Genomic DNA, 16,517 nt, shown 5'->3' on the forward strand with positions numbered 1-16,517 from the left:
CATGGCCGACGACCCCTTCGTCCTCGGCGGCACGTCCTTCACGTCCCGCCTGATCATGGGCACCGGCGGCGCCCCCAGCCTGGAGGTGCTGGAGAGCGCCCTGGTGGCGTCCGGCACGGAGCTGACGACGGTCGCCATGCGGCGCGTGGACCCCTCGGTGCACGGCTCGGTGCTGTCCGTGCTCACCCGGCTGGGCATCCGGGTGCTGCCGAACACGGCGGGCTGCTTCACCGCCCGGGAGGCCGTCCTCACCGCCCGCCTCGCGCGCGAGGCGCTCGGCACCGGCCTGGTCAAGCTGGAGGTCATCGCCGACGAGCGCACCCTGCTGCCCGACCCGATCGAGCTGCTGGAGGCGGCCGAGACGCTGGTCGACGACGGGTTCACCGTGCTGCCGTACACCAACGACGACCCGGTCCTCGCCCGGAAGCTGGAGGACGCCGGCTGCGCGGCGATCATGCCGCTGGGCTCGCCGATCGGCTCCGGGCTCGGCATCCGCAACCCGCACAACTTCCAGCTGATCATCGAGCACGCGCGCGTGCCGGTGATCCTGGACGCGGGCGCCGGCACCGCCTCGGACGCGGCGCTGGCGATGGAGCTGGGGTGCGCGGGCGTGATGCTCGCCTCGGCGGTGACCCGGGCGCACCAGCCGCGGCTGATGGCGGAGGCGATGCGGCACGCGGTGGAGGCGGGACGCCTGGCGTACCGGGCGGGACGCATCCCGCGACGCCACTTCGCCGAGGCGTCCTCTCCCACCGGGGGACGCGCCCGCCTGGATCCCGAGCGCCCCGCGTTCTGAACACCCCGCGCGCTCGGCACCCCCGACGTTCTCGTCGCACAACAGTCACAGGTCTGCTGCATTCCGTCCCCGGATCGGGCGAATTGGCGGCCGTGTCGGTTGCGGCTCGTACACTCACCTGCGTGGATACGACCCTTCAGGACCCATTGGTCGGGCAGGTGCTCGACGGGCGCTACCGCGTGGACGCGCGGATCGCGGTCGGCGGGATGGCCACGGTCTACCGGGCCCTGGACACCCGCCTCGACCGCGTGCTCGCGCTCAAGGTGATGCACCCGACGCTCGCGGCCGACGGCTCCTTCGTCGAGCGGTTCATCCGGGAGGCGAAGTCGGTCGCACGGCTCGCGCACCCGAACGTCGTGCAGGTCTTCGACCAGGGCGCCGACGGGTCGTACGTCTACCTCGCCATGGAGTACGTGCCCGGCTGCACCCTGCGTGACGTGCTGCGCGAGCGCGGGGCGCTGCAGCCGCGCGCCGCGCTGGACATCCTGGAGCCGGTGCTGGCCGCGCTCGGCGCCGCGCACCGCGCCGGGTTCGTGCACCGGGACATGAAGCCGGAGAACGTGCTGATCGCGGACGACGGCCGGGTCAAGGTCGCCGACTTCGGCCTGGTGCGCGCCGTGGACACGATCACCAGCACGAACGGCACCGTGCTCGGCACCGCCTCCTATCTCGCGCCGGAGCAGATCGAGCACGGCACCGCAGACACCCGGGTCGACGTGTACGCGTGCGGTGTCGTCCTGTACGAGATGCTGACCGGTGACCGTCCGCACGCCGGCGACTCCACGGCCACCGTGCTGTACAAGCACATCCACGAGGACGTCCCGCCGCCGTCCGCCGCCGTGCCGGGGCTGCCGTACGCGCTGGACCAGCTGGTCGCCTCGGCCACCGCCCGCACCCCCGACGTCCGGCCGCACGACGCGGTGGCGCTGCTCGCGCTGGCCCGTCAGGCGCGCGACGCGCTGAGCGCGGACCAGCTGGACGCCGTCCCGCCGGGGGCCCTCGGCCCGGAGGACCGCGACATCTCCGACGATCGTACGAGCGTCATCCCGCGCCCGCTGACCTCCCCCGCACCCGGCCTCGCCGGGGGACCACCCCCGCCGTGGCCGCTCCCGGCCGGCGGGAACGGCGCGGATCCCGCCGGGCCCGTGCAGCACACCAGCCGGCTTCAGTCGCCGCCGCCCCTGCCGCCGCGGCGCCGCCCGGGGCTCCTGACGCGCGGCCCGCTCATGGTCGTCGCGGCCGTGCTGCTGGTGCTCGGCGTCACCGCGGGCGTCTGGTACATCAACTCCGGCCAGTTCACCAGGGTCCCGGCGGTGCTGGCGAAGACCCAGACGCAGGCCACCCAGCAGTTGCAGCAGGCCGGCCTCGACCTCGGGAAGGTCAGCCACGCCTACAGCGACACCGTGAAGCGGGGCACGGTGATCAGTTCGGACCCCGCGCCCGGCGCCCGTGTCCGGGACAACGCCTCGGTGTCGCTCACCATCTCCGACGGCCCGGAGCTGGTGCGGGTGCCCGACCTGCAGGGCGACCGGCTCGACAGGGCGAAGGCCCGGCTGAAGGCCGAGGGGCTGGAGCCGGGCATGGTCACCAGCGCGTTCAGCGACAGCCTTCCCAAGGGCTTCGTGATCTCCACGGACCCGGAGGCGGGCACCAGCCGGCACGCGGGCTCGGCGATCGCGCTGACCGTCAGCAAGGGCAGCCCGGTCGACGTCCCGGACGTCACCGGCGAGGACCTGGCGAAGGCGAAGGCGGACCTGGCGGCCGCGGGCCTGAAGGTGAAGGTCGCGGCCACGCAGGTCAACTCCGAGTACGACAAGGGGAAGGTCGCCGCGCAGACACCGGCGAGCGGCAAGCAGCTCGCCGAGGGCGACACGGTGACGCTCACCGTCTCCAAGGGCCCGGAGATGGTGGAGGTCCCGGACGTGACCGGCGACAGCGTCGACGACGCGACGAAGACGCTCGAGGCGGCCGGCTTCAAGGTCGAGGAGGACCGCGGGCTGCTGGGCCTGTTCGGCGACACGGTCAAGGGCCAGTCCGTGGCGGGCGGCGAGAAGGCGCCCAAGGGATCGACGATCACCATCGAGATCCGGTGATCGACATCCGGTGATCGACATCCGGTGACGGCGCGGGACCGGCGGCGTGGCACCCTGAACGGGTGAACAGCCAGCACCCCGGTCCCGCCCGCAACCCCGTCGGCAGCCACGTCCCGGTGGCCGGCGGCCTGAACTCCGTCGGGCTCGCCTACGCCCGCGACCTCGGGGCCGAGGCCGTGCAGGTCTTCGTCGCCAACCCGCGCGGCTGGGCCACGCCCGCCGGCAATCCGCGGCAGGACGAGGAGTTCCGTGCGGCGTGCGCGGCGCGGTCGATCCCGGCGTACGTCCATGCCCCGTATCTGATCAACTTCGGCTCGCACACCGAGGCGACGGTGGACCACTCGGTGCGGTCGCTGCGGCACTCCCTGCGGCGCGGGCGGGAGATAGGCGCGCTCGGCGTGGTGGTGCACACCGGCAGCGCGACCGGCGGCCGGGAGCGGGCCGTGGCCCTGGCGCAGGTGCGCGAGCGCCTGCTGCCGCTGCTCGACGAGCTGACCCACGACGACGATCCGTACCTGCTGCTGGAGTCGACCGCGGGACAGGGCGCCTCCCTGTGCTCGCGGACGGCGGACTTCGCGCCGTACTTCGAGGCGCTGGACTCCCATCCGAAGCTGGGCGTCTGCCTGGACACCTGCCACGTCTTCGCGGCGGGCCACGACCTGACCGGTCCCGACGGCATGCACCGGACGCTGGACCTGCTGGTGGAGACCGTCGGCGAGGGCCGGCTGAAGCTGATCCACGCCAACGACTCCAAGGACGTGGCGGGCGCCCACAAGGACCGGCACGCGAACATCGGCGCCGGCCACATCGGCGAGGACCCCTTCCGCGCGCTGATGACCCACCCCGCGACCGCGGGCGTGCCGTTGGTCATCGAGACGCCCGGCGGCAAGGAGGGACACGCGGCGGACGTGGAGCGGCTGAAGAAACTCCGCGACTCCTGAAGCATGGGAATACCCCCCGGGGGTATCTGGTTCCTGTCCGGTACAGAAACCGTCACCCGGCATTGGGGGCCACCCATGGACCACGACGCGCACGAGGCGCACGAGGCGCACGCGACGGCGGCACATCAGCACACAGCGCACCAGCACACGGCACATCAGCACACAGCGCTTCAGAGCACGGCACACCACCCCGCAGCGCACGACCACACGGCACACGACCACACGGCGCACGACCACGCGGCGCACGCGGACCACGGCCGCTCCCCCGCCGGCTGGGCCATGGCCGCGCAGGCCACCCTGCACTGCCTGACCGGGTGCGCCATCGGCGAGGTGCTCGGCATGGTGATCGGCACCGCGCTCGGCTGGGGCAACGCCCCGACGACCGTACTGGCGGTCGTGCTTGCCTTCTTCTTCGGCTACTCGCTCACCCTGCGCGGGGTACTGCGGGCGGGCCTCGGCTTCCGGGCGGCCCTGCGGGTGGCGCTGGCCGCGGACACCGTGTCGATCGCCGTGATGGAACTCATCGACAACGGCGTGATCGTGCTGTGGCCGAATGCGATGGACGCGGAACTCGCCGACGCGCTGTTCTGGATCTCCCTCGCCCTGTCCCTGGTGATCGCCTTCGTGGTCACGACACCCGTCAACAAGTGGATGATCGGCCGCGGCAAGGGTCACGCGGTGGTGCACGCCCACCATCACTGACGGCGGACGCCGGGAGTCAGAGCTCGGGACCCTCCCCGGGCTCCTCCTGGTAGGAGTAGCGCTGCTCCTTCCACGGGTCGCCGATGTTGTGGTAGCCGCGCTCCTCCCAGAAGCCCCGGCGGTCGGTGGTCATGTACTCCACACCGCGCACCCATTTGGGGCCCTTCCAGGCGTACAGGTGGGGGACGATCAGGCGCAGCGGGAAGCCGTGCTCGGCGGTCAGCAGCTCACCGTCCTTGTGGGTGGCGAAGACGGTCCGCTCGGACGCGAAGTCCGACAGGCGCAGGTTCGCACTGAAGCCGTACTCGGCCCACACCATCACATGGGTGACGGCCGGCGCCGGAGGGGCGATCTCGAGGATCGTGCGCGCCGGGATCCCGCCCCATTCGGCGCCGAGCATGCTGAACCGCGTGACGCAGTGCAGGTCCGCCACGACGGTCGTGTACGGCAGCGCGGTGAACTCCTCGTGGCTCCAGCAGTGCTTCTCGCCGCCCGCGGTGGCGCCGAAGACCCGGAACTCCCAGCGCTCGGGGCGGAACTTCGGGACCGGCCCGTAGTGCGTGACCGGCCAGCCGCGCTGGAGGCGCTGTCCGGGCGGTAGCTCGGGCTGTGCCGCTCCTCCTGAATCGCGCTCTCCCGACTCGCGCTCCACCGGCTGACCCATGACTCCATCCTGACAGACCGGGGACGCTGCACCTGACGGGCCCCACTCAAATTCGGGCAAGTGGCACCAAGTATGCACCTACGTGGTAAGCGCAGACTTACTGGACGATCTTCGCCGCCGGTGCAATCATGCGGCGCATTCCGCCTGACCCCCGGCTTGGAAGGAGCCTTCGCGATGCAGGGCGACCCCGAGGTCATCGAATTCCTCAACGAGCAGCTCACCGGTGAGCTGACCGCGATCAACCAGTACTTCCTGCACTCGAAGATGCAGGAGAACTTCGGCTGGACCAAGCTCGCGAAGTACACCCGGCACGAGTCGTTCGACGAGATGAAGCACGCCGAGGTGCTGACCGACCGGATCCTGCTGCTGGAGGGGCTGCCCAACTACCAGCGGCTCTTCCACGTCCGGGTGGGCCAGACCGTCACCGAGATGTTCCAGGCCGACCGGCAGATCGAGGTCGAGGCGATCGACCGTCTCAAGCGCGGCATCAGGATGATGCGGGAGAAGGGCGACGTCACGTCCGCGAACATCTTCGAATCGATCCTGGAGGACGAGGAGCACCACATCGACTACCTCGACACCCAGCTGGAGCTGGTGGAGAAGCTGGGCGAGGCGCTCTACATCGCCCAGGTGATCGAACAGCCGGAGAGCTAGGCGTACCGACCCGCGGCGTCCGGGTGTACCGACCCGCGGCGTCCGCGCCGGTCAGGCCGCCTCGTCGAGGCCGGTGAGGAGCGGTCCGCCCTGGTCGGCCGTCTCGCGCGCCGGGACGGCACCCCGCCCGAGGATGGCCTGGATGCGCCGTACGCACGAACCGCAGTCGGTGCCCGCCTTGCAGGCCGAGGCGATCCGGCGGGGCGTGCAGGCGCCGCTCTCCGCGTGCTGCTTGACCTGCTGTTCGGTGATGCCGAAGCAACTGCAGACGTACACGCGGTTCACTTCCCGAGCGGATCCAGATGACGCCGTCCCCGTTGATCGGTGAGGCTAACCTAACCTTACCTGTCGGGGTCGGCCCGCGAAAGCGGAGTGGGGCGCGGATCGTATGTGATCCGCGCCCCACCTCATGTCCCGGTGACGGGGTGAGCGGTCACTGGTCCCGGTACATCTCGGCGACCAGGAACGCCAGGTCGAGCGACTGGCTGCGGTTCAGACGCGGGTCGCAGGCCGTCTCGTAGCGCTGGTGCAGGTCGTCGACGAAGATCTCGTCGCCGCCGCCCACGCACTCGGTGACGTCGTCGCCGGTGAGCTCCATGTGGATGCCGCCCGGGTGGGTGCCCAGCGCCTTGTGCACCTCGAAGAAGCCCTTGACCTCGTCCAGCACGTCGTCGAAACGGCGCGTCTTGTGGCCGGAGGCCGCCTCGAAGGTGTTGCCGTGCATCGGGTCGGTCACCCAGGCCACCGTCGCGCCCGACGCCGTGACCTTCTCGACCAGCTCGGGGAGCTTGTCGCGGACCTTGTCGGCGCCCATGCGGACGATGAAGGTCAGCCGGCCCGGCTCACGGTCCGGGTCGAGGCGCTCGATGTACTGCAGCGCCTCCTCGGCCGTCGTGCTCGGGCCGAGCTTGACGCCGACCGGGTTGCGGATCTTCGAGGCGAACTCGATGTGCGCGTGGTCCAGCTGCCGGGTGCGCTCGCCGATCCACACCATGTGCGCGGAGACGTCGTAGAGGTGCCCGGTGCGCGAGTCGACGCGGGTGAGTGCCGACTCGTAGTCCAGCAGCAGCGCCTCGTGCGAGGAGTAGAACTCGACGGTCTTGAACTCCTCCGGGTCCGCGCCGCAGGCATGCATGAAGTTCAGCGCGTTGTCGATCTCGCGGGCCAGCTGCTCGTAGCGCTGGCCGGAGGGGGAGGACTTCACGAAGTCCTGGTTCCAGGCGTGCACCTGGCGCAGGTCGGCGTAGCCGCCGGTGGTGAAGGCGCGCACCAGGTTGAGCGTGGAGGCGGAGGCGTTGTACATCCGCTTCAGGCGCTCGGGGTCGGGGATGCGGGCTGCCTCGGTGAACTCGAAACCGTTGACGGAGTCGCCCCGGTAGCTGGGGAGCGTCACGCCGTCGCGCGTCTCGACCGGCTTGGAGCGCGGCTTGGAGTACTGGCCGGCGATGCGGCCCACCTTCACGACCGGCACGGAGGCCGCGTACGTGAGAACTGCACCCATCTGGAGCAGCGTCTTGAGTTTGTTGCGGATCTGGTCGGCGGACACCGCGTCGAAGGCCTCGGCGCAGTCGCCGCCCTGGAGGAGGAACGCCTCTCCCTTGGCGACGGCCGCCATCCGGGCGCGCAGCTGGTCGCACTCGCCCGCGAAGACGAGCGGCGGATACGACTCGAGGTCCGCGATCACTGCGCGCAGAGCCTCGGTGTCGGGGTACTCGGGCTGCTGCGCCGCGGGCAGGTCTCGCCAGGTGTTGCCAGCACTCGCGCTGGTCTTAGCGTTCACGGTCACCCTGTAAACACTACGGGGTCGTGTCGCGTGGTTTGTCTCCGGTTCGCCTGGTGAGACGGAGCGATCAATGGCCGGACGGGCCGCCCGCCGGTGCGGTAGGGTGCCTGGCATGTTCGCGCTTTCGACCCAGAACTGGTGGTGGACCGCTCATCCGGCGGCCCACTGACTGCGCGTACGCACAGACTTCGCGAAGGCCGCCCGAGGGGCGGCCTTCCGCGTTTTCCGGGCCGTTCCTCTCCGTCGATCGAGACCGAGAAGGACAGGACACGGACCCATGAACCTGACGGACCTGCTGCACGACCCCCGCCCGTTCGCCCTGCTGCGCCGCCGCACCCCCGGCCACGACCAGGACGTCGTCGAGCTGCTGCTCGGCCCGGTCACGGTGCACGACCGCCTCGCCGACCTCCCCGACGAGGGCCTCGCGCTCGTGCCGTTCCGGCAGATCCGCGAGCGCGGCTTCGACGTCCGCGACGACGGCACCCCGCTGGCGGTGCTCAGGCCCGAGGAGACGCACGTCCTGCCGCTGGAGGCCGCGCTCGCCCAGCTCCCCGCCCACGACGTCGAGGTCCGCGGCGGCGGCTTCGACGTGCCGGACGAGGAGTACGCGCGGATCGTCGGGCGTGTCCTCCGTGAGGAGATCGGGCGCGGCGAGGGCGCGAACTTCGTGATCCGGCGGACGTACCAGGGCGAGATCCCGGGCTTCCGCCGGGATGACGCCCTCGCCCTGTTCCGGCGCCTGCTGGAGGGGGAGCGCGGCGCGTACTGGACGTTCGTCGTGTGCACCGGGGACCGGACGCTGGTCGGCGCGAGTCCCGAGGTGCACGTGCGGATGTCCGGCGGCACCGTCGTCATGAACCCGATCAGCGGGACCTACCGGTATCCGGCCGAGGGCCCCTCCCCCGAGCACCTGCTCGGCTTCCTCGCCGACGGCAAGGAGATCGAGGAGCTGTCGATGGTCGTCGACGAGGAACTGAAGATGATGTGCACCGTCGGCGACCGGGGCGGGGTCGTCGTCGGGCCACGGCTGAAGGAGATGGCGCACCTCGCGCACACCGAGTACGAGCTGCGCGGGAAGTCCTCGCTGGACGTCCGGGAGGTGCTGCGGGAGACCATGTTCGCGGCGACGGTCACCGGCTCGCCCGTGCAGAACGCCTGCCGGGTCATCGAGCGCCACGAGGCAGGCGGGCGCGGCTACTACGCCGGCGCGCTGGCCCTGCTCGGCCGGGACTCCGGCGGCGCCCAGACCCTCGACTCCCCCATCCTGATCCGCACCGCCGACATCGACGCCGAGGGGCGGCTGCGGGTGCCGGTAGGCGCCACGCTCGTGCGCGGGTCGGACCCGGCGGGTGAGGTCGCGGAGACGCACGCGAAGGCCGCGGGCGTGCTGGCGGCCCTCGGCGTACGGCCGCCCCGGCCCCGGTCGGAGCGCACCCGCCCCCGGCTGGCCGACGACCCCCGGGTGCGGGCGGCGCTGGACGGACGCCGCGCGTCGCTGGCGCCGTTCTGGCTGCGGATGCAGGAGCGGTCGGACGAGCTCGAGGGCCACGCCCTGGTCGTCGACGGGGAGGACACCTTCACGGCGATGCTCGCCCACGTGCTGCGCTCCGGTGGGCTGGAGGTCACCGTCCGGCGTTACGACGAGCCCGGCCTGCGGGAGGCGGTGCTCGCGCATCCTGGGCCGGTCGTGCTGGGCCCCGGCCCCGGCGACCCGTCCGACCTGGCCGACCCCAAGATGCGCTTCCTGCGGGACCTGACCGCGCGGGTGGTGCGCGACCACCGGCACGGCGTGCTCGGCGTCTGTCTCGGGCACGAGCTGATCGCGGCCGAGCTGGGGCTGGAGATCGTACGCAAGGAGGTGCCGTACCAGGGGGCGCAGACGACGATCGACCTGTTCGGGCGCAGCGAGACCGTCGGCTTCTACAACAGCTTCGTGGCGCGCTGCGACGACGAGGCGGCCGAGGAGCTGGCCGCGCACGGCGTGGAGGTGTCGCGGACCGCGGGCGGGGAGGTGCACGCCCTGCGCGGGCCCGGCTTCGCCGGCGTGCAGTTCCACCCCGAGTCCGTCCTCACCCTCGACGGCGCGGCCGTCGTCGGCCGGCTGATGGGTCAGCTGCGCGGCACCAGCACGTTCTCGGAGCGGCGGCCCTCCGTGTAGTCCAGGACGTTGCGCACCGTGGCGTCGATGATCTGCCGGACGGCGTCCACGGTGTAGTACGCCTGGTGGGAGGTGACCAGGACGTTGGGGAAGGTGACCAGGCGGGCCAGGGTGTCGTCCTCGATGGCCTGGAGGGACTTGTCGAGGAAGAACAGGCCCGCCTCCGCCTCGTACACGTCGAGGCCGACGCCGGTGAAGCGGCCCTCGCGCAGCTCGGCGACGAGGGCGGCGGTGTCTATGAGGCCGCCGCGGCTGGAGTTGACCAGGATCGCGTCGTCCTTCATCGTCTTCAGCGCGTCGGCGTCGATCAGGTGCTGGGTCGCGGGCATCAGCGGCACGTGCAGGGTGATCAGGTCGGACTCGGCGAGGAGGCGCTCCTTGGAGACGTACTCCATGCCGAGTTCGACGCAGGCCGGGTTCTCGGCGACGTCCCAGCCGAGCAGCCGCATGCCGAAACCGTGGGCGATCCGGGCGAACGCCTCGCCGATCTTGCCGGTGCCGAGGACGCCCGCGGTGCGGCCGTGCATGTCGCGGCCCATCAGCCCGTTGAGGCGGAAGTCGAAGTCGCGGGTGCGGATGGAGGCGCGGACGATGCGGCGGTTGACGGCCATGGCGAGCGTCCAGGCGAACTCGGCCACGGAGTACGGCGAGTAGTACGACACCCGGGCGACCGTCATGGCGAGGCGTTCGGCGACCGGGAGGTCGATGTTGTTGAAGCCGGTGGAGCGCTGGGCGATCATCTGCGTCCCGCCGACCGCCAGGGTCTGCAGCACGTGGTTGTCCAGGGCGCAGTTGACGCTGGTGCAGATGATCTCGTACCCGGAGGCGATGGGGGCGGTGTCCTGGTTGAGGAAGACGTCCAGGCAGCGGACCTCGTGGTGGCCCCGGAAGGCCTGCTCGATCAGGGGCTTCTCGTCCGCCTGGACGCCGAAGGCGAGAATCTCCACGACTTCTCCGTTCTGCTGGGGCGCCCCTCTGCCGGGGGCACCCCACCGAATATATGCCCGGCGTATATGCCGGATCCGGTTCCGGTGGTCAGCCGAAGAACACGCTGACCTCGTCGTACAGCGCCGGGTCGACCGTCTTCGGGCCGGCCGCCGCCGCGGTGATCGGGACGCGGACGATGTCCGTGCCGCGCAGGGCCACCATCGTGCCGAAGTCGCCGTCGTGGACGGCGTCCACGGCGTGCAGGCCGAACCGGGTGGCCAGCCAGCGGTCGAAGGGGCTGGGTGATCCGCCGCGCTGGACGTGGCCGAGGACCGTGGTGCGGGCCTCCTTGCCGGTGCGGTGCTCGATCTCCTGGGCCAGCCACTCCCCCACGCCGGACAGCCGCACGCCGGAGGCGGGGCCCGCCACCGGCGTGAGCACCGGCTTGCCGTCCCGGGGGGCGGCGCCGTCGGCGACCACCACGATCGGCGCGTACGACGCGCGGAAGCGGGAGGTGACCCAGGCGCACACCTGGTCCACGTCGAAGGGCTGCTCGGGGATCAGGATGGCGTTGGCGCCGCCGGCCAGGCCGGAGTGCACGGCGATCCAGCCGGTCTCGCCGCCCATCACCTCCACCACGAGCACTCGCTTGTGGGACTCGGCGGTGGTGTGCAGCCGGTCGATGGCCGCGGTCGCGACCCCGACGGCGGTGTCGAAGCCGACCGTGCGGTCGGTGCCGTGCAGGTCGTTGTCGATGGTCTTGGGCACGGCGACGCAGGGCAGCCCGTGGTCCTGGGCGAGGACGGCCGCCGTGCCGAGGGTGTCCCGGCCGCCGATCGTGATGAGGGCCTCCACCTCGAGCTTGGCGAGGTTGTCCCGGATGCGGCGGACGCCGTCCGGGTGCTCCAGGGGGTGGGTGCGCGAGGTGCCGAGGAGGGTGCCGCCGCGGGGCAGGGTGCCGCGCACGGCGGTGATGTCGAGGGTGACGGTGTCCCCTTCGAGGGGGCCGCGCCAGCCGTCCACGAAGCCGACGAAGTCGTAGCCGTACTCCTGCACGCCCTTGCGGACGACGGCCCGCACCACGGCGTTCAGGCCCGGACAGTCACGGCCTCCGGTGAGCACTCCGACACGCATGGATCTCCCCGTCCCTTCGCCCCAGCTTCCGTTTCTCGTGGCTCCACGCTATCGGCGTCGCCCGGCTCGCGGAGGCCGGTTCACTCGTCGTCCAGCCCCCGTTCGATCGCATAGCGGACCAGTTCCACCCGGTTGTGCAGCTGGAGCTTGCCCAGGGTGTTCTGGACGTGGTTCTGCACGGTGCGGTGGGAGATGACGAGGCGTTCGGCTATCTGCTTGTAGCTCAGGCCCTTGGCGACCAGCCGCAGCACCTCGGTCTCGCGGTCGGTCAGGCGTGGGGCGTCCGGCCGGCCGGGGTCCGCGGCGGGCGCGGGATCGGCGGCCAGGCGCCGGTACTCGCCGAGGACCAGGCCGGCCAGGCCGGGCGTGAACACCGGGTCGCCGACGGCCGTGCGGCGCACCGCGTCCAGCAGTTCCTCGGTGGACGCCGACTTCAGCAGGTAGCCGGTCGCGCCCGACTTCACCGCCTCCAGCACGTCGGCGTGCTCGCCGCTCGCGGACAGCACGAGCACGCGCAGCGCCGGGTCGTGGCCCACGAGTTCCTTGCACACCTGCACGCCCGGCTTGGCCGGCAGGTTGAGGTCGAGCACCAGGACGTCGGGCGCGGCGGCCTTGGCGCGGCGCACGGCCTGCTCGCCGTCGCCCGCGGTGGCGACCACGTCGAAGCCGGACTCGGCCAGGTCGCGGGCCACGGCGTCGCGCCACATGGGGTGGTCGTCGACCACCATGACTCTGATCGCGTCCTGCTGTTCACTCATCGCTGTTCCGCCTTCCCCCGTGGGTCCTTCGCGTCCTTCGCGTCCTTCGCGCCCTTCGCGCCCTTCGCGTGCTTCGGCACCGTGAGCTCCACCTCCGTGCCCTGCCCGGGCACCGAGATCACCTCGGCGGAGCCGCCGAGGTCGCGCAGCCGGCCCCGGATCGACAGGGCCACGCCGAGCCGGCCCTCCCCCTCCGCCTGGGCGAGCCGCCCCTCGGGGATGCCGGGCCCGTCGTCCCGTACGGTCACCACGACCTCGCCGGGCTCGTCCTCGACGAGGATCCACGCGCGCGCGTGCTCCCCGGCGTGCCGGCGGACGTTGTCCAGGGCCGCGCCGACGGCCGCGGCCAGTTCCCGCGCGGCCGCGGGCGCCAGCGACACCGGCGCGCCCGGCTCGGCGAGGCTGACCCTGGCGCCGGCGTACGGGGCGAGCAGCGAGCGCAGGTCGACGGTGCCGTTCTCGCCGGGCCCGTCCGGTCCGTCGGGCTCGTCGACGGCCGTCACGAGCGCCCCCGCGGCGGCGTCCGCCGACACCCGCGGCGCCGGCAGCAGCCCGCCGGAGACCAGCGTGCGCAGCGCCACCTCCTGCTCGCCCGCCATCCGGCCCAGTTCCGCCGCCTCGCCGCCGATGACCGCGCCGCGCCGCTGCACCATGGCCAGCACCTGCAGGACGCTGTCGTGGATGTCCCGGGCGAGCCGCTCGCGTTCCCTGGTCGCGGCCTCGATCTCCAGGGCGCGGGCGAGGGTGCGCTCGGAGGCGCGGGCGACCTCGACGACGTAGCCGATGGCGATGGAGGCGACCCAGACGAGGATCACGTTGTGGACCGTGTCGCGGGCCGGGCTGCCGCGTTCGATCAGGTTGGCGGCGGCGACCGGGGTGGAGGCGAACGCGGCCCAGCGCCAGCCGCCCTTGATGGCGTAGGCGAGCACCGAGCCGGCGGTCCATATCGACGGCAGGGTCGGGCCGCCGTCGTCGATGTGCTGCTCGCTGACGGCGAGGGGGGTGAGCACGATGCCGGTGAGCGCGATGGCGAGGTCGACGGCCAGGAAGCGCTTGGTGCAGGCGGCCGCGTTCTGCACGCGCGGCAGGGTGGCGAGCGTCCACACGCACAGGACGGCGTAGAAGGCGATGGCGACGGCGGGGCGGTCGTAGCGGTCGTAGACGGTGACGAACAGGCCGACCGCGTACAGCATGGTCAGCACCCGGTAGGCGGTCAGCGCACGCCACAGCGGCTGCTCGACCGACATCCTCACGACCCGCTCGCGCTTCGGCACGTCCCCCACCCCCCGGCCAGGACGGGCCCGGGGCGTCACGCCCCGGACTTGTCCTTCCTGGCCTGTTCCCTGGCCTGTTCCTTCCCGGCCTTCGCCGCCTCCGCGAGCTGCCGCTTGGCGGCGGTCGCGTAGATGTCGACGTACTCCTGGCCGGAGAGCTTCATGATCTCGTACATGACCTCGTCCGTCACGGCGCGCAGCACGAAACGGTCGTGCTCCATGCCCTGGTAGCGGCTGAAGTCCAGGGGCTTGCCGATGCGGATGCCGGGCCGCATCAGCTTGGGCATCACCTTGCCCGGCGGCTGGATCTTCTCGGTGTCGATCATGGCGACGGGGATGACCGGGGCACCGGTCGCCAGCGCCACGCGCGCGAGGCCGCCGGGCTTGCCGCGGTAGAGGCGGCCGTCGGGCGAGCGGGTGCCTTCCGGGTAGATGCCGAACAGTTCACCGCGCTGAAGGACCTCGATGCCGCTCCTGACGGCCGCCTCGCCCGCGCCGCGCGCGCCGGAGCGGTCCACCGGGAGCTGGCCGACGCCCTTGAAGAAGGCGGCGGTCAGCCGGCCCTTCACGCCGGGCGTGGTGAAGTACTCCGCCTTCGCGATGAAGGTCACCTTGCGGTCCAGCACCGCGGGCAGGAAGAACGAGTCCGAGAAGGAGAGGTGGTTGCTCGCCAGGATCGCGGGGCCCTCGGCGGGAATGTTCTCCAGTCCCTCGACCCAGGGCCTGAAGGTGACCTTCAGCGGTCCCCCGATGGCGACCTTCATCGCGCCGTACAACAACCGAGTGCCTCCCATGTCCGTGGGTCAGACCTTAACCCGGCCCGTCCGGAAGGCGTCGACGGGCCTGGTCGGTGTCGGTGCCGTCGCGTACGGTGAAGGTCCTGCAATGCCAAGTGCCAGCCCCATTCCACGAACAGGAGACCGATGGTGCCGGTCCTTCCTGGAGCCGAGCCGTACCGCCACGAGGGCGGCGAGGTCGGAGTCCTCCTCTGCCACGGCTTCACGGGTTCCCCCCAGTCGCTGCGCCCCTGGGCGGAGCATCTCGCCGCGCGCGGCCTGACCGTCTCGCTGCCGCTGCTGCCCGGGCACGGCACCCGCTGGGAGGACATGCAGCTCACCGGCTGGCAGGACTGGTACGCGGAGGTGGACCGGGAGCTGCGCGGCCTGCTGGAGCGCTGCTCGGAGGTGTTCCTGGCGGGCCTGTCCATGGGCGGCACGCTGGCCCTGCGGCTGGCCGCGAAGCACGGGGACGCGGTGCGCGGCCTGGTGCTGGTGAACCCGGCGAACCGGATGCACGGCCTGGCCGCCCACGCCCTCCCCGTCGTCCGCCACCTGGTCCGCTCGACGAAGGGGATCGCCAGCGACATCGCCAAGGAGGGCAGTACCGAGCTGGGTTACGACCGGGTGCCGCTGGGTGCCGCGCACTCCCTGCGCGCCTTCTTCCGGCTGGTCGACGGCGAGCTGCCGCAGGTCACCCAGCCGCTGCTGGTGCTGCACAGCCCGCAGGACCACGTGGTGCCGCCGGCCGACTCGGCGCGCATCCTGGGCCGCGTCTCCTCGCTGGACGTGACGGAGATCCTGCTGGAACACAGCTACCACGTCGCGACGTTGGACCACGACGCGGACCGGATCTTCGCGGAGAGCCTCGCGTTCATCGGCCGGCTCGCGACCGGTGTCGGCAAGGAGACCGGTGTGGGCAACGAAGGGACGGCGGCAGGTGGCTGAGCACGACTCCGACCGGGAGGACCGGGAGCCGGAGGAGCAGGGCGTGCCGTTCGACGAGGAGGCCGCGTGGGCGGCGATCGTCGCGGGGTACGGCGAGGAGCCTCCGGACCCGCCGGGCAGCAAGCCCTTCAAGTCGGTCGAGGACCTGGCACTGCTGGAGACCGTCACGAACGACGGCGACGGCGGTGACGACCCGCCGAAGAAGGACGAGCCCGCGAAGCCGCTGGGCGCGTCGGTGGCCTTCGCACCGGGCGTCGGCCCGCGGGACCACACGGTCCCCGAGGCGTCCGACGACGACTTCGAGGAGGACGACGAGGGCCACTTCGTCCCGCCGGAGCCGCCGCCGCTGCCCGCCGCCGACGCGACCGCGAAGTTCGCCTGGCTGGCGGTGATCGGCGGCCCGGTCCTGCTCCTGCTGGCGGTGCTGCTCGGCTGGGACATGACCTGGTGGCTCGCCACGCTCGGCATCGGCGGCTTCCTGGGCGGCTTCACCACGCTGGTGACGCGGATGAAGACGGACGACGAGGACGACGGCGACCCAGGCCGCGGCGCCGTCGTGTGAGCCCCGTCTCCGGCTGGGCTCCGGGACTCCGAGCGGGCCGGGCGAAGTCCGCAGCGGTGCGCCCCGAAGTGGCGCGAGGAACCACGCGACCAGCCACCACAGCGCGGCACGCAACCAACAGCACGGCCCGGCACGCCCAGCACAACACCCCTCAGCCCGCCGGAAGCCTCAGCGGCCGCCCCCCAAGGGGCACGAGGAACCACGCAACCAGCCACCACAGCGCGGCACGCAACCAACAGCACGGCCCGCCACGCCCAGCACAACACCCCTCAGCCCGCCGGAAGCCTCAGCGGCCGCCCCCCAAGGGGCACGAGGAACCACGCAACCAGCCACCACAGCGCGGCACG

The 16,517-nt window shown here is 72.0% G+C and carries 17 protein-coding genes; 9 read left to right on the plus strand and 8 right to left on the minus strand.

Translation table 11 applies throughout. From position 1 onward, the window contains the following. Position 1 precedes the first annotated feature (1 nt). From AB0G63_RS06160 to AB0G63_RS06175, 4 genes are all read left to right on the plus strand, one after another. Positions 2–796 carry a thiazole synthase gene (locus AB0G63_RS06160; RefSeq protein WP_360745012.1) on the plus strand — a complete coding sequence of 265 codons (795 nt, stop codon included), beginning with the start codon at positions 2–4 and terminating at the stop codon, positions 794–796. Positions 797–918: 122 nt separating this feature from the next. After that, positions 919–2,889 carry a Stk1 family PASTA domain-containing Ser/Thr kinase gene (pknB, locus tag AB0G63_RS06165; RefSeq protein WP_360745015.1) on the plus strand — a complete coding sequence of 657 codons (1,971 nt, stop codon included), beginning with the start codon at positions 919–921 and terminating at the stop codon, positions 2,887–2,889. A gap of 62 nt (positions 2,890–2,951) precedes the next feature. Next, positions 2,952–3,830, plus strand: a complete 879-nt coding sequence (locus tag AB0G63_RS06170; RefSeq protein WP_360745018.1) for a deoxyribonuclease IV — start codon at positions 2,952–2,954, stop codon at positions 3,828–3,830. A 279-nt stretch (positions 3,831–4,109) separates the two neighbouring features. Beyond that, positions 4,110–4,532, plus strand: coding sequence for a DUF4396 domain-containing protein (locus AB0G63_RS06175; RefSeq protein ID WP_360745146.1), 423 nt, complete (start codon positions 4,110–4,112; stop codon positions 4,530–4,532). Positions 4,533–4,548: 16 nt separating this feature from the next. Here AB0G63_RS06175 and AB0G63_RS06180 read toward each other — a convergent pair whose 3' ends face one another. Then, positions 4,549–5,196 carry a sulfite oxidase-like oxidoreductase gene (locus tag AB0G63_RS06180; RefSeq protein WP_360745021.1) on the minus strand — a complete coding sequence of 216 codons (648 nt, stop codon included), beginning with the start codon at positions 5,194–5,196 and terminating at the stop codon, positions 4,549–4,551. 174 nt (positions 5,197–5,370) lie between these two features. Between AB0G63_RS06180 and bfr the strand changes: the two genes are divergently transcribed. Then, positions 5,371–5,850 carry a bacterioferritin gene (gene bfr, locus AB0G63_RS06185; protein ID WP_360745024.1) on the plus strand — a complete coding sequence of 160 codons (480 nt, stop codon included), beginning with the start codon at positions 5,371–5,373 and terminating at the stop codon, positions 5,848–5,850. 51 nt (positions 5,851–5,901) lie between these two features. On the opposite strand, the gene AB0G63_RS06190 is transcribed toward bfr, so the two are convergent. Continuing rightward, the gene (locus AB0G63_RS06190; RefSeq protein ID WP_360745027.1) at positions 5,902–6,135 is read right to left on the minus strand and encodes a (2Fe-2S)-binding protein; all 234 of its coding nucleotides are present in this window, start codon (positions 6,133–6,135) and stop codon (positions 5,902–5,904) included. A gap of 148 nt (positions 6,136–6,283) precedes the next feature. Further along, complete coding sequence (locus AB0G63_RS06195) at positions 6,284–7,636, minus strand: class II 3-deoxy-7-phosphoheptulonate synthase (protein ID WP_360745030.1); 1,353 nt, start codon at positions 7,634–7,636, stop codon at positions 6,284–6,286. 109 nt (positions 7,637–7,745) lie between these two features. Between AB0G63_RS06195 and AB0G63_RS06200 the strand changes: the two genes are divergently transcribed. After that, the gene (locus tag AB0G63_RS06200) at positions 7,746–7,802 is read left to right on the plus strand and encodes a trp operon leader peptide (protein ID WP_078912442.1); all 57 of its coding nucleotides are present in this window, start codon (positions 7,746–7,748) and stop codon (positions 7,800–7,802) included. A gap of 108 nt (positions 7,803–7,910) precedes the next feature. Further along, on the plus strand, positions 7,911–9,791 hold the full coding sequence (locus AB0G63_RS06205) for an anthranilate synthase family protein (protein WP_360745033.1): 1,881 nt from the start codon (positions 7,911–7,913) through the stop codon (positions 9,789–9,791). On the opposite strand, the gene AB0G63_RS06210 is transcribed toward AB0G63_RS06205, so the two are convergent. From AB0G63_RS06210 to AB0G63_RS06230, 5 genes are all read right to left on the minus strand, one after another. Then, positions 9,743–10,738 (minus strand): 2-hydroxyacid dehydrogenase, encoded by a 996-nt coding sequence (locus AB0G63_RS06210; RefSeq protein WP_360745036.1) that lies wholly within the window; start codon positions 10,736–10,738, stop codon positions 9,743–9,745. The genes AB0G63_RS06205 and AB0G63_RS06210 overlap by 49 nt on opposite strands. A gap of 88 nt (positions 10,739–10,826) precedes the next feature. Beyond that, positions 10,827–11,852, minus strand: coding sequence for a 6-phosphofructokinase (locus AB0G63_RS06215; protein WP_360745039.1), 1,026 nt, complete (start codon positions 11,850–11,852; stop codon positions 10,827–10,829). An 80-nt stretch (positions 11,853–11,932) separates the two neighbouring features. Then, positions 11,933–12,610, minus strand: a complete 678-nt coding sequence (locus AB0G63_RS06220; protein WP_360745042.1) for a response regulator transcription factor — start codon at positions 12,608–12,610, stop codon at positions 11,933–11,935. Beyond that, entirely contained in the window at positions 12,607–13,884 is a 1,278-nt protein-coding gene (locus tag AB0G63_RS06225; protein ID WP_360745045.1) for a DUF5931 domain-containing protein, read from the minus strand. The genes AB0G63_RS06220 and AB0G63_RS06225 overlap by 4 nt, the downstream gene beginning before the upstream one ends. 35 nt (positions 13,885–13,919) lie before the next feature. Then, the gene (locus AB0G63_RS06230; protein WP_360745048.1) at positions 13,920–14,678 is read right to left on the minus strand and encodes a lysophospholipid acyltransferase family protein; all 759 of its coding nucleotides are present in this window, start codon (positions 14,676–14,678) and stop codon (positions 13,920–13,922) included. Positions 14,679–14,810: 132 nt separating this feature from the next. On the opposite strand from AB0G63_RS06230, the gene AB0G63_RS06235 reads away from it, so the two are divergent. Continuing rightward, positions 14,811–15,608, plus strand: coding sequence for an alpha/beta fold hydrolase (locus AB0G63_RS06235; RefSeq protein ID WP_360745149.1), 798 nt, complete (start codon positions 14,811–14,813; stop codon positions 15,606–15,608). Beyond that, on the plus strand, positions 15,601–16,170 hold the full coding sequence (locus AB0G63_RS06240) for a hypothetical protein (protein WP_360745051.1): 570 nt from the start codon (positions 15,601–15,603) through the stop codon (positions 16,168–16,170). Before AB0G63_RS06235 ends, AB0G63_RS06240 begins: the two co-directional genes overlap by 8 nt. Positions 16,171–16,517 lie beyond the last annotated feature (347 nt).

The organism is Streptomyces sp. NPDC020996 (assembly GCF_040641355.1).
GTDB lineage: Bacteria > Actinomycetota > Actinomycetes > Streptomycetales > Streptomycetaceae > Streptomyces.